The following is a 13794-nucleotide window of genomic DNA, read 5'->3' as shown; positions in this document are numbered from 1 at the left end:
CGAACAAGGATAGAAAGTGCCCAAGGAGCTCGAATTTGACCCTGGCTGCATATACCCCGCGGTCCTTGCCGGAATCGCTGAACGGATTGTTCCAGTTGGCGCTGGACCTTCGGTGGACCTGGCATCACGGTACCGATGAGCTCTGGCGCGCTCTTGATTCGGACATTTGGGACACCACCCGGAACGCGTGGCTGGTGTTGAACAGCGTTTCCGGGGAGCGGCTGGAAGAACTGGCCGCAGACCCCGACTTTCAGCAACGCTACCGTGAGCAGATTCATGCTCACCAGGCTTTTACAGAGGCTGACACCTGGTATTCGACCGATTGTCCGGGCGATCTGGGCGAGGGCGTTGCCTATTTCTGCATGGAATATGGTCTGAGCGAATCGCTGCCGCTGTACAGCGGTGGTCTGGGCGTACTGGCCGGCGATTTTCTGAAGGCGTCCAGCGATCTGGGTGCACCAGTCATGGCGGTGGGTCTGCTGTACCAGCAGGGCTACTTTCGCCAGGCCATCAGCACCGATGGCGAACAGCTGGAGTTCTATCCTTACAACGACCCCACCATGCTGCCCGTCTCGCCCCTGCGGGACGCTGACGACCAGTGGGTGAGGGTGATTGTGCCTTTCCCGGGAAGACACGTGCGCCTTCGGGCCTGGAAGGCCCAAGTGGGCCGCTGCGAGCTGTTGCTGCTCGATAGCAACGACCCCCGAAACGAACCGGGCGACCGGGGTATCACCAGCGAACTCTATACCGGTGACCCGGAAAAGCGCCTGCAACAGGAAATGGTATTGGGCATCGGTGGCTGGCGTCTGCTGGAACAACTGGGGAGATCGCCGTCACTCTGCCATCTGAATGAGGGCCACTGTGCCCTGGCGCTCATAGAGAGGGCCTTCAGCTGGCAGGACAACCATGAAAGTGATTTCCAGACAGCTCGAACCGCAACCAGGGCGACCAATCTGTTTACCACGCACACATCGGTGGCGTCCGGCTTTGATCATTTCTCCCGATCGCTATTGCGACTGTATCTGACACCCTGGCTCGAAGGCCGCGACCTGAATGTCGATCAATTGCTGGCATTAGGAAGCCAGCCCTCCAGCCCAGACAATCAGTCGACTGACCTTAAACTCAATATGGCCTTGCTGGCCCTCAATATGAGTGGTCGGTTCAACGGTGTCAGCCGCATCCACCAGAAGGTCACCCAGACCATTTTCCAGCCTTTCTTCCCGCGCTGGCCGGCCGAAGACATTCCGGCGGACTATGTGACCAATGGCATCCACACGCCGAGCTGGGATTCTCCGGAATCCGACGCCATCTGGACCCGGGCCTGTGGCAAGGATCGCTGGCGCAGGCCTCTCCAGAGCACCTGCCCGATGACTGACATCGCCGACGAAGAATTATGGGAAATGAGGCGCCTGGAGCGCGCAAGGCTGATTACCTACCTCCGGCGAAGGCTTGCAAGCCAGCATTGCGAACAGAATCCCGGAAACAACCATGAAGCCGCGTGTGGCCTTTTGCTGGACCATGAAACCCTCACGTTGGGCTTTGCCCGCCGGTTTACGGAATACAAGCGACCAGATCTCCTGCTCAAGGATGAGGAGCGCCTGCTCAAACTGCTTGCCAGCCGCGATCGCCCGATTCAGGTTGTGCTTGCAGGCAAGGCCCACCCTTACGATCTCCCGGGGAAAGACATCATCCGGCGATGGAAAGCCTTCTCCCGGCGACCGGATGTCGAGGGCAAGGTGGTGTTTATTGAAGACTACGATCTGGGCGTGGCCAACCAGCTTATCCAGGGCGTGGATGTGTGGCTCAACTGTCCGAGACACCCTTGGGAAGCCTGCGGCACCAGTGGCATGAAGGTACTCGTGAACGGGGGACTGAACCTGTCCCAGTACGATGGCTGGTGGGCGGAGGCCTGGAACCCGGATGTGGGCTGGGCTATTCGACCCGGCGCCACGTTTGACGAGCTAAGCGGGTCAAACAATCACGACCACGATCTCTCAGACATGGAACAGCTGTTTGATCTGTTGGAGAACGAGGTAATTCCCGGGTTCTATGACGTCGACAGCGAAGGTATTCCCCGGAACTGGGTTGGACGTATGCGCGCAAGCATGGATCAACTGACGGCGGCCTATTCCGCCAACCGGATGGTGAGGGAATACGTCGAACAGTTCTATCTACCTATGGCAGAAATGGGAAGCCGGCGCAGCTCCGAGACTGCACGGGAGCTACTTGGTGAATACGGAGAAATCTCCAGGCACTGGTCCCGGTTGCGTTTCAACAGCTTCAATACAAGCGAAGATTCGGGTAGCCAGACTTTCACCGTGGAAGTCTACCTGGATGGAATTGACGAGCAGCGGATTGCAGTAGAGCTTGTTGCAGAGGATTCCGAGCATGGCCCAAGAACCATTACGGCCATGCAGATGAAGCATCCGCTGGGTGGTTCCCCTCATACCTATCTTTATGAATGCACAGTGCCTTCACGCCCCGAAGGACACTACACGCCGCGCCTGCGAGTGCGGGATGAACGCCTGAACCTTCCCCTGGAAAACCCCGCCATACTCTGGCTCAGGTAGGCCTCAGCTGCGCCAGAACGCCGGCGATAGAACGATCACCACGCTCAGTATCTCCAGACGCCCCATCAGCATACCCACAGACAGTACCCATTTTGCGGCATCGGGAAGCGGCCCGAAATTACCCGCAGGACCAATGATGTCCCCAAGGCCAGGGCCGACATTGGTCAGCGAGGTGAGGGCGCCGGACAGTGCCGTGACAAAGTCCAGCTGCATGGCGGCCAGGGCAACCGTGATCAGCAAAAGACAGAGCAGGAAGATAAACGTGTAGGCGATCATCGACGAGATAATCTCATCACTCACGGCCCGGCCATTGTAATTACGGGTAAGAACCGCACGAGGGTGCAGCAGGCGCATCAACTGCTCACGCAGGATGATCAGGGAAAGCTGGAACCGGAAGATTTTCATGCCGCCGGCCGTGGAACCAGAGCAGCCGCCCACGAACATCAGGAAAAAGAACAGCACGAACGCCAGAGGGCCCCAGGCCGAATAATCTTCGGAGGCATAGCCGGTGGTGGTTACCACAGAAGTGACGTTAAACAGGGTAGAGGCATAGTTATGGATGGGATCGAAGGGGACCGGTGACACCATCCAGCGGTAAAGAGTTAGAAACAGCGGTACGAAAAACAGGATCGCGAGAAACAATCGCACCTGCTGATCCCGGAAAAGAACGCCGTGTTGGCCATGCATTTCACGCACGAAAAGGAAGAAGGGCAAGCTGCCGATAATCATGAAAAATGTGGCTTCCATGAGGATCAGATCATTGAACTTGCCCATGGAAAGATCCGAGGTGGAAAAGCCACCGGTGGCGATGCTCGTAAGACCATGGTTGAAGGCATCGAAGAGCGTCATGCCAGAAAACCAGTAGGTAACCACCGCAATGATCGAAAACGCCAGATAAACCACCAGCAAGCCACGGCTGAGTGTTTTCATCCTTGGCAGAGCCTTGTCGGTCCATTCCGAAGACTCGGTGGCGAACAGCCGCATGCCGCCGACCCGCAGAAACGGGAGTACCGCAACGAACATACCGATAATCCCGATACCACCGATCCATTGCAGGATGGACCGCCAGATCAAGAGATCCCTGTCCATATCATCGAGGCCGCTGAGCACTGTTGCCCCGGTGGTGGTAATCCCCGAGGTGCCCTCGAAAAAGGCGTCTGCGGCAGAAATGCCCAGGTCACTCAGATAGAAAGGAAGGGATGAAAACAGGGCAATAATGAACCACGAAGATACCGTGAGTACGAACATGTACCGGGGCTTCAGATCTCTCGGTTTGCGGTAGGTGGCGGCCATTCCCAGTATACCGAGGCCCCAGACAATGGCGGCCGATTCTGCAAACGCCATGGCGTTCGGCGCTTCAGAGCCCGCAAGCAGGATGACAGGCAATGTCATGAAAATGCTCAAAAGCACGAACATGACGCTGACAATGAAAATGACGGGGTAGAGATTTCTCAATGGATGCTCGAGCCAGCTGATACCGGGAGACGGCGTCAGAATACCTGCGGGGTCGGCCTTCCGCAAGGTAACACCGCGCGGATGCTGAAATTACCGGCGAATTAAATCGGTGTAAATAACGCGTAAATGCGGATCTTTCTGATGGCAAAACGCGTCAGTCTGGTGCAAGTTCAGCGATGTACACCGAACAATTCGGTTAAGGAGATAAAAAATGAAACACGTACGTTCAATTGCCGTTATCTTTGCCACCGGTATGGCTGCTGCAGGAGCCGCATCCGCCCAGGATATGTACAAGTCTGGCGTTGGCGGGCTCTACACAGGCCTGAACTACACTTTCATGAACCTTGAGAGCGGTAACGCGGATGCCGACGTAGGCACGCTGTCTGCCAAAGTTGGCGTGATGGCGACGCCGTATCTGGGCATCGAAGCGCGAGGCGGTTTTGGCGTGGATGATGACCGCATCGGCGGAGTCGATTATTCACTGGATAACTTCTTCGGCGGCTACGCCACGTTCAATCTGGCCAACGAATCACCCATTACCCCGTACGCTATCCTCGGCTTCACCCGGGTTGAAATCGAAGCTTCTTCGTTTCTGGGCACAGCCACCGAGGATGAAACGGACGTGTCCTATGGCATCGGCATGAATATGGAATTTGCGCCGAACCTGTCCGGCAACCTTGAATACATGCGTTATTATGAAGACAGTAATGCCGAAGTCGATGGTCTGGGCGTCGGCATCCAGTTCAACTTCTGAAACCAGGCCACCGGGGAGACTGTTTGAACCATCTGGCTCATGTATTTCTCGCGCCGGACTCACCTGAAGCTCGGGTGGGGAGCATCCTCGGTGACTTTACCCGGGGCGTCGATCTCTCGACGCTGCCGGACCCGGTGAAGCAGGGCGTCCGCCACCATCGGGCGGTTGACAGCTTCACCGACCAGCACCCCGACGTACTCGCCAGCAAACAGGTCTTCTCCCGCCAACGTCGTCGATTTGCCGGCGTTGCGCTCGATATTCTCTATGACCATTTTCTTCTCAAACACTGGGACCGGTTCAGTGAAATTGAGCAAGAGGCGTTTATTCGCCGTATATACAACGAGTTGCAGCAGAAAGAGCATCTAATGCCGGACAAAATGGCCAGAGTTACCCGAATGATGGTGTGGAACGACTGGTTCGGAGCCTATCAGGATCTTGAAAACATCGGGAAGGCACTGGACCGCGTTGCAGGGCGCATACGGTTCAGAAATGATTTTACCGGCATGATCACGGAGATCCGCGCAAACCAGGACGAACTGGAGCACAAATTTCTATCGTTTTTCCCAGATTTACAGGAATTTGCAGGAGGTATTGAATGAGGTTTGTTAACAGGGCGTTGTTGGCTGTGGCATTGGTTTTTCCATCAGCGATGGCGGTTTCAGCCGAAACCGACGCACAAAAGGATCAGCGCCCACCGGAAACCCTTGGTTACGTTGAATGGGTTGTCATGCAGGATACCAGCCTTCGTCTCAAGGCCCGGCTGGATACTGGCGCAAAAACCTCATCACTACACGCCGCAAACATTGAGGGCTTTGAGCGCGACGGCGAGGAATGGGTCAGCTTCCAGATCCCACTGGGCGACCACGAGGATCAGCCCACAGAGGGGGAATTGGACCATGACGACGTCATCCTGGAGTTCGAGCGCCCGGTTGAGAGAACAGTACTCATAAAGAGGAAAGGCGCGCCTTCACAGAAGCGATATGTGGTGATGATGGATTTCTGCATCGCAGGCACAACCCACACCACCCAATTCTCACTTACTGACCGGGGTAAGTTTTCCTATCCTGCGTTGCTGGGCCGGCGCTTCATGCGTGACGACAACATCCTGATTGATTCCGCAGACCCCTTTCTTGCACAAAACGAATGCGAATATGTGACTCTGGAAGAATTGGCAGAGGCGCACAAAGACAAGTTGTTAAAGCAGTAAACTCTTCGCTGATCAACTGAAGCCGTTGGCTGGACACCGCTTTGACACCCGACTCTGTTGGATACATGGATGCGGGTAACAGTTGACGGCAGCCCTTTGAATGCTAACCTTCCGTTGGTGTTGGGCTTCCTTGTTAGCGTTTCCCCTGAACCAAATTTCTGCATCCTGGATGACAAGTGAGGGATCACCTGAAATTTTTACTTATTGCTTTGCTGCAATTCTGCTTGAGCTTTGCACCCGCTCATGGATCCGTCCGCTCCGAATATGAAGTGAAAGCAGCATTTCTCTTCAACTTCACCCGTTTTGTTACTTGGTCCCATGCTGAAAACAGCGCAGAGCCATTGGAAATCTGCATAGTAGGGACCGACCCCTTCAAGGAACTGCTCGACCCGATTCGCGGCCGTTTGTCTCAGGGGAGGGAGCTCCAGCTCAAGTACCCCGAGATCACGTCAGACTTATTCGGCTGTGATGTTCTCTATATCAGCGAATCGCAGTCAAGAAACCTGAACCTACTTTTTGATTTTGCCCGACAGCAAGGCATGTTAACGGTTAGCGACCTACCAGAATTTGCGCGCAAGGGCGGCATGGTGGGTTACGTCAAACAAGGCAATGTCATCCGTTTTGAGATTAACCTGAAGGCTGCGACTGACGCAGGCCTGACGATCAATTCACGACTCCTCGAACTGGCTGTGAGGGTGTTGCGATGATCGGGCGATGGCGTTATTGGCGGCTTAAAACAAAACTGCTTTTTCTTACACTCTTCACCAGTGCACTGGGTATTTCACTGGTTTGTATCAGCCTCATCCTGGTTGAAAACCAGAATTATCGTAAACAGCTTGAATCAGAACTCCATGTCATCGGTGGCATACTCGCCGAGCAATCTGCGGCAGCGCTGTTATTTACCGACCGGGAACAACTCGGAAGCATTATCTCCAGTCTTAAAAGAATCGGCACCATCCGGCAAGCCTGCATTTACACTCCTGGCGGCGCGGTTTTGTCCGCTCTGGAAAGTCAGGATAGGCGGCCTTGTCCCGATATAATGCAACCGCTTGAAGCCGGCTTTGTGGGTGATGCCTACCAACTTCGGATGCCTGTGACCCTGGACAACGAAACTGTTGGGCATTTGTATCTGACATCGCACCTTGATGTCATGCGGAACCACATACGTACCTTTGTTTTGGTGACTATTGCGGTTGGAACCATCATTCTACTCGCCCTTGTCGTTCTGGCCCTGAGACTTCAACGCATTGTCTCCGAGCCGATCCTGACGCTTTCGGAAACCGCAGAGCGTATCGCCAGAGATCATGATTACACCATTCGCGCGCCCGTGTCGGGAACCGATGAACTCGGCAGGCTGGGCAGCACCTTCAATGACATGATCGGGACTATCGAACAGCAGAACCGTCGCATTCTCGAGAGTCGGGATAGCCTTGAAAGAATAGTGGATGCACGGACATCAGAGCTGAGCATGGCAAATCGCGAGCTTGAGGCATTCAGTTACTCCGTATCCCACGACCTCCGTCAGCCTCTAAGGGCCATTGAGGGCTTTGGACAGGCGCTTGAAGAAGACTGTGGTGAACAGCTCAACGACGCCGGGAAAGATTATCTGCGGCGAATTCGCGCTGCCAGTGTCCGAATGGCAAGCCTGATCGATGGTCTACTTGTGCTGTCCAGAGTCAGCAGGCAGCCGATGGAGAACGAATCGATTGATTTAACGAACCTTCTGCACGAAATTTCGGATGAACTGATGAACATTGACGACTCCGTGCCAACGGAGGTCAATATTCAGGAGGGCATTCAGGTTGTTGGTGACAGCCGGATGCTCCGGGTGGCATTCCAGAATCTTCTCGAAAATGCCTGGAAGTACAGCGCCAGAGGCGAGAAGCGCCGGGTTGATGTGTCCGCAGTGGAAACGGCAGGTTCTATCACGATTGAAGTGCGGGATAACGGTGTGGGCTTCGACATGCGCTATATCGATAAACTGTTCGTCGCGTTCAACCGCCTCCACACACCCTCGGAATTCGGTGGTACCGGGATTGGTCTGGCGACCGTATACCGTGTTGTTCGGCGCCATCACGGTGACATTTCCGCCTCTTCCGAAGTTGGGAAAGGTGCCCGTTTTGACGTCACGTTGCCTGTTTCACGGCGTTAGCGCTACACTTATAAATAGATTAAAATTATAACGCAACTGATTGAAGGACAAACAGAAATATGGACGTACGTTCAATCCTTGTGATTGAAGACAATCCTGACGATCAGATTCTCACTGTCCGCGCCCTGAAAAGTGCCAGCGTTGATAGCCCGGTGATTGTCCTTGAAGACGGGGAAGAAGCCCTGAAATTTCTGTTCGGTGACGGCGACCAACCTTCAAGGAACGTGGAGTCCCTTGGTGCGGTGTTACTGGATGTGAAGCTCCCCAAGGTTGGAGGGCTAGAAGTGCTGAGGCATTTGCGATCATCACCCTTGACTCAGTGGTTACCGGTAATCATGGTCACGTCTTCTGATGAACCAGCGGATCTTCTGGAGGCGTATCGGCTGGGCGCCAACAGCTTCATCACCAAACCCATTAACTATCGTGAATTCGTGGAGCAGATGACCTTATTAGCCCGTTATTGGTTGAAGGTAAACCGAGTACCGAATGCCAGCGCAGTTCGCTCATTTTGACAAGGTGAAGGCAATGACAGAGACCGCCAGCCGACTCAGAATGTTGATCGTCGAAGATTCTGAAGACGACGCATTGCTCCTCCTGCGCGAATTGCGTAAAGGCGGCATTGATCCCTACAGCGAGCTGGTAGACAGTGAAGAGCGCCTGTGTCGCGCTCTTCACGAAAACAAATGGGACATATTGATCACCGATCACAACATGCCAGGGTTCTCATCGTTCCGGGTTCTGGAACTGGCACGGGAACATTCCGCAGATCTACCAGTAATCATCGTTTCAGGCACCATAGGGGAAGGCGTTGCTGTAACCGCCATGAAAGCAGGTGCCCAGGATTACATCATGAAGGACAACCTTTCCCGGTTGATTCCGGCCATTGACCGAGAGGTTCGGGAAGGTTCGATTCGCCGGGCGAAACGCGCGGCAGAGAGCACGCTGGAATACATGGCATACCACGACAGTTTGACTGACCTGGTGAATCGTCGGGAATTTGAACGTCGCCTTATGGGGGCTCTCGAAGATACCCACAACGACGGTGGGGATCATGTACTGCTGTATCTTGATTTGGACCAGTTCAAGATCATCAATGATACCTGTGGCCACATCGCGGGTGATCATCTGCTCAAGCAGATCGCGGCTCTGCTATCCGAGCATATCCGATCTGATGACACCTTGGCGCGACTGGGCGGCGATGAATTCGGCATTTTGCTGCATGGCTGCGATGGTTTTTATGCACGTAGAGTTGCCGAGAAGTTGTGCCAGGAAGTCAGCGAATTTCGCTTTGTCTGGCAAAACAAACCTTTTTCCGTATCCCTCAGCATCGGCATGGTGCTGATCGACAAGCAGTACGACAATGCCAGCGAGCTTCTATCCCATGCAGATCTTGCATGCTACGCCGCTAAAGATCGAGGCCGCAACAATGTCCAACTGTACCAGTCGAATGATGTGGACATGCAGCAACGTCAAAATGACATGCACTGGACCAGCCGGATTCAGCAGGCCCTGCAATCGGACAGCTTCTGTCTCTGGAAGCAGGATATGGTCTCATTGCAGCCGAACGATACTGACGGATACCGAACAGAGTTCCTTGTTCGCCTCAAGGAAGGGGATGACATCATTCTGCCCGGCGCCTTTATTCCAGCGGCCGAGCGCTTTAGCCTGATGACCAAAATCGATCGCAAAGTCATTGAATTGGCTTTTCGATACCTTGATCAGACTGGCCTGGGCCGAGAGGAAACCGGCACCTTTTTTATCAACCTGTCCGGCAGTTCCTTCAATGAGCCAGGGCTTTTTCTGTACATCTGCGAGCTTGCGGATACCCACCATCTCAAGCCCGAGCGCGTGTGCTTTGAGATTACTGAGACCTCGGCGATCGCAAACCTCAATGTGACGCAACAGTTCATCAATACCGCCAAGAAAAGGGGCTTCGAATTTGCTCTGGACGATTTTGGGGCGGGTATGAGTTCCTTCTCCTACCTCAAGGCTTTGCCAGTGGATTATCTGAAAGTCGACGGTGGTTTTGTTCGTAACCTTCTGACCGATCCGATTGATCTGGGAATTGTCGATGCCTGCAATCGGATCGGACACGCCGCCGGCCTCAAGACGGTGGCGGAATTCGTTGAAAACGACGAAGTCAAAAACCGGCTTGTAGAGCTTGGTCTCGACTACGCCCAAGGGTATGGCATATCCAAGCCTTGCCCCCTGGATTGATGAAGCTGTCGGGCTGCCTGCCATTCGTTGGTCATATCTTCTAAGGATTTTTCATGCTCGGAAACGGCGACCTGATACTTCGTTATCTGGAGCACCTTGGTGTTGAATATGTTTTTGGTGTTCCGGGGGGCAGTATCGAACCCTTCTATGACGCTTTGGCCAGGAGCGAGCGCCGTGGCGGAATCCGGGCCATCACGGCGCGGCACGAAACCGGCGCGGCATTTATGGCGGAGGGATACGCAAGGGAGACTGGAAAGATAGGAGTGTGTTGCTCAACGGCAGGCCCCGGGGCCACGAATCTGCTTACGGGTGTGGCCTCGGCCTACGCCGATGGTATCCCAATGCTCGTTATCACAGCGCAAACCGCACTTGACCGATTTGGTCAGGGTTCATTCCAGGACACCTCCTGCACCGGTATCCATACCACTGAGATGTTTGCCAAGTGCACACGATATAACACCTTGGTCTCCCATCCCGCGCAGCTTGAAACCAAATTGCTTCAAGCGGTGAGCCACGCGATGGGCAACCAGCCGGGCCCCGCTCATCTGGGAATACCCCTGGACGTCATGCGCCACAGCATCCCAGACAATGAGATTGACGCGACGCTCAACGCCTTCACTAATCATGAAGTTGCACCGAGCGAACAGTCTACCAAGTCCGCATTACATGAACTGGAGTCTGCCAGAAAAGTTACGCTCGTTCTGGGTGAGGGCGCATCTGAAGCCAGCGAACTGTTGGTGCGATTAGCCGAGTCACGGGACTGGCCGATGGTGACAACACCAAGAGGAAAAGGGCTGATCGACAGCTTTCACCCGCTTTACCGGGGAGTATTCGGCTTTGCCGGTCACGACAGCGCGTCTGATGCTCTGAAAGAAGACAGCGCCGATCTTGTGGTCGCTATTGGTACCGCACTGGACGAAGTTTCTACCTGTGGCTGGGACCCCGCTACAATACTCTCCGACCGGCTTATTCATGTCTCCAACAACCCGGTACACCTGAGCCGTTCTACTATGGCGCGATTGGTGGTACTTGGCTCGCCAAAGCTCCTGTTCGAATCGATAGCCAGAGCCTTCGGTATCGATTCAGCGTCTCAGGCACACCGATCTGTTTGCTACAACGACCGTTTACCAGCCAACACCAGATTTGATGACCCTGAAAAATGCTTCGATAAATCCGGGCCCATAAAGGCCCAAGCCCTGATGACCTACATGAGCCGGATTTGCCCCCAGAATACGCGGGTTTTGATGGACGCCGGGAATAGCTTTCTCTGGGGCATTCATTATTGGAATATACGCCGCTCCATGAATATGCACCCCGGAACGAACCACTTTCATATAGGTCTTGGGTTCGCCTCTATGGGCTGGGCTATTGGCACCTCTGTTGGCATGGCCAGTGCCCATCCAAACCATCCTGTGGTCTGTTTCACCGGTGACGGAAGCTACCTAATGGCCGGGCAGGAGTTAACCACGGCGCTCCAGGAAAACCTGAACATTCTCATGGTGGTGCTCAACGATTCTTCACTGGGCATGGTCAGCCACGGACAAAAACTCAGTGGCGGAGAACAGTTAGCCACCGGTCTGCCAAGGGTCGATTTCTCAATGATAGCCCGGGCATTGGGTGTCGAGTCATACCGCGTTGAGACTATGGAACAATTTGCAAACCTTGATATAAAGGGGATTCTGTCCCGACCTGGCCCGTGCTTGTTAGACGTTATCGTTGACGGCGATCAGGTACCACCATTGGGCTCCCGGATAAAAGTATTAACCAGCTCAATACAAACTCACGAATAGAGTAGGGGACCCGCGTGCCATCAGACTATGTTTATCACTCCAATTTCTGGCTTGAAGAGCCGGAAGAGACCAATCCTTTTGCAGCCAAGGCTTGTTACTGCCACGGCTATGACGTATATGGGCAGATCATCGCCCGGGCAAGCTGGTTCGAGTATCTGCTTTTAATGTTCAAGGGAGATCGACCCGAGCCGGCAAATGTGGTGCTGCTTGAAAAGCTTGCGCTGGTTCTTGCCAATGCTGGCCCCAAAGAGGCCAGTATTCGTGCTGCCATGAATGGTGGGGTCGCCGGAACCAACCATAGTTCCGCCCTTATGGCAGCGCTCGCTGTCGGTTCCGGACTCTATGGTGGTTCCCAGGAGCTCGAGATCTGTATGCGCCTATGGCGTGAGTGCCAGCAGGATGTTGAAAAATGGAAAACCCGTCTGCAATCTCCCGAGGAAGACGAAAGGGCAGATATATGGCCGGCTATGGAGCATCCACCTGGCTTTGATCCCAATGGGGACCAGATACCGACGACGCTTCTTCAATCCCTGGAGTTATTGATCCAGTTCGCTCCAGAGAGCGGTGCTCTAGCCTGGCTGGCGAATAATCGCAGTCATCTGGAAGAGTTCTTTGGCTGCCCCTTATCTATCAGTGCGGTCGCGGCAGCAACCTTCGTGGATCTTGGCCTGGATCAGGACCAGGGCAGTATGCTTTACCTGATGCTCAGGCTCCCGGGCGCGGCCGTTCATGCCGTGGAACAACGCAAGATGGGCTGGAAAAAGTTTCCTTTCTACAGTCCTGCCATTGAACTGGAAGACGATCCTGGCCCATACAAAAAAGCTGGCGAGGGGGAAACCGATGAATCATGAGCGGTTGTGCGAGACTGAAAGCCACCTGGTAACCCGCATAGGGAAGGCTTTTCTTACCGAGCGTGTGGTTATGCATGGTAAAGATCTTCACCATGAGCTGGACCACCTGGAATGGCTGCACCTTTACCTGTTTGCCATTCTTGGAAGGGATCCTGGCAAGGATGTTGCCAACATGCTGAACTGTTACTGGGTGGGCAGCAGCTACCCTGATCCGTCTATTTGGCCAAATCACGTGGCGGCGCTGGCGGGTTCCGTCCGCACCACCCCTTCGCTCGGCATGATGGCCGGTTTGAGTATTTCCGAGGCATCGATTTATGGTCGCCGTCCGGAAGTTCGAGCACTCGATTTCTTTTACAGGGTAGGAAAATGGTGCGAGGAGGGCGGTAAGGTCGAGGAATTTGTCGATAATGAAAAGGCCCTCGGACGTATTCTTTCCGGCTACGGACGCCCTCTCGCCAAAACGGACGAGCGTATTGCTTTTACTCTGGAGAAGGCAAAAGAGTACGGCTTTTCAGATGGGCGCCATTTAAAAATAGCGTTTGAGGTCTTTGAGCATGTGAACAGTGTGTACGGATATTCAATGAATGTTGCTGCCGTACATGCCGCTCTTGCGGCAGACATGGGCTTCAGTTGCGAAGAGTATCAACTGCTGCTGTCACCCGGTTTCGTGACTGGTATGGCCCCATGCTTCAAAGACGCGAAAGCACGACCAGAAGGCAGTTTTTTCCCGATTCGCTGTGCGAGTATTGTTTATCACGGTGTGGACAAGCGAAATTGGGAAGATTGACGCTAAGGTTC

12 protein-coding genes are annotated in these 13794 nt (G+C 54.2%); 11 read left to right on the top strand and 1 reads right to left on the bottom strand.

Annotated features, from left to right (window positions below):
* The first annotated feature begins 35 nt into the window (after positions 1-35).
* The gene (gene glgP / locus A8B84_RS17285; protein WP_064230396.1) at positions 36-2570 is read left to right on the top strand and encodes an alpha-glucan family phosphorylase; all 2535 of its coding nucleotides are present in this window, start codon (positions 36-38) and stop codon (positions 2568-2570) included.
* Positions 2571-2573: 3 nt separating this feature from the next.
* Here glgP and A8B84_RS17280 read toward each other — a convergent pair whose 3' ends face one another.
* Complete coding sequence (locus A8B84_RS17280; protein ID WP_201257914.1) at positions 2574-3986, bottom strand: TrkH family potassium uptake protein; 1413 nt, start codon at positions 3984-3986, stop codon at positions 2574-2576.
* Between the two features lie 250 nt (positions 3987-4236).
* Here A8B84_RS17280 and A8B84_RS17275 point away from each other — a divergent pair, with 250 nt between their 5' ends.
* From A8B84_RS17275 to A8B84_RS17230, 10 genes are all read left to right on the top strand, one after another.
* Positions 4237-4779, top strand: coding sequence for a porin family protein (locus A8B84_RS17275; protein ID WP_008169714.1), 543 nt, complete (start codon positions 4237-4239; stop codon positions 4777-4779).
* A gap of 23 nt (positions 4780-4802) precedes the next feature.
* Positions 4803-5378 (top strand): ACP phosphodiesterase, encoded by a 576-nt coding sequence (locus A8B84_RS17270; protein ID WP_064230394.1) that lies wholly within the window; start codon positions 4803-4805, stop codon positions 5376-5378.
* Positions 5375-5986, top strand: a complete 612-nt coding sequence (locus A8B84_RS17265) for an ATP-dependent zinc protease (protein ID WP_064230393.1) — start codon at positions 5375-5377, stop codon at positions 5984-5986. The genes A8B84_RS17270 and A8B84_RS17265 overlap by 4 nt, the downstream gene beginning before the upstream one ends.
* Before the next feature lie 176 nt (positions 5987-6162).
* Positions 6163-6693: a YfiR family protein gene (locus A8B84_RS17260; protein ID WP_082905214.1), complete on the top strand. Its 531-nt coding sequence runs from the start codon at positions 6163-6165 to the stop codon at positions 6691-6693.
* Complete coding sequence (locus A8B84_RS17255; protein ID WP_064230392.1) at positions 6690-8138, top strand: ATP-binding protein; 1449 nt, start codon at positions 6690-6692, stop codon at positions 8136-8138. The genes A8B84_RS17260 and A8B84_RS17255 overlap by 4 nt, the downstream gene beginning before the upstream one ends.
* Before the next feature lie 59 nt (positions 8139-8197).
* Positions 8198-8650 (top strand): response regulator, encoded by a 453-nt coding sequence (locus A8B84_RS17250; protein WP_064230391.1) that lies wholly within the window; start codon positions 8198-8200, stop codon positions 8648-8650.
* A 13-nt stretch (positions 8651-8663) separates the two neighbouring features.
* Entirely contained in the window at positions 8664-10355 is a 1692-nt protein-coding gene (locus A8B84_RS17245; protein ID WP_227512886.1) for a putative bifunctional diguanylate cyclase/phosphodiesterase, read from the top strand.
* 53 nt (positions 10356-10408) lie between these two features.
* Positions 10409-12145 carry a thiamine pyrophosphate-binding protein gene (locus A8B84_RS17240; RefSeq protein ID WP_064230390.1) on the top strand — a complete coding sequence of 579 codons (1737 nt, stop codon included), beginning with the start codon at positions 10409-10411 and terminating at the stop codon, positions 12143-12145.
* Between the two features lie 14 nt (positions 12146-12159).
* Complete coding sequence (locus A8B84_RS17235; protein ID WP_064230389.1) at positions 12160-12996, top strand: citryl-CoA lyase; 837 nt, start codon at positions 12160-12162, stop codon at positions 12994-12996.
* Entirely contained in the window at positions 12986-13783 is a 798-nt protein-coding gene (locus A8B84_RS17230; protein ID WP_064230388.1) for a citrate/2-methylcitrate synthase, read from the top strand. Before A8B84_RS17235 ends, A8B84_RS17230 begins: the two co-directional genes overlap by 11 nt.
* The last annotated feature ends 11 nt before the right edge of the window (positions 13784-13794 follow it).

This window comes from Marinobacter sp. EhC06 (assembly GCF_001650915.1).
GTDB lineage: Bacteria > Pseudomonadota > Gammaproteobacteria > Pseudomonadales > Oleiphilaceae > Marinobacter.
The sequence above is the reverse complement of the archived record's forward strand: the minus strand, read 5'-3'. Positions and strand labels throughout refer to the sequence as shown.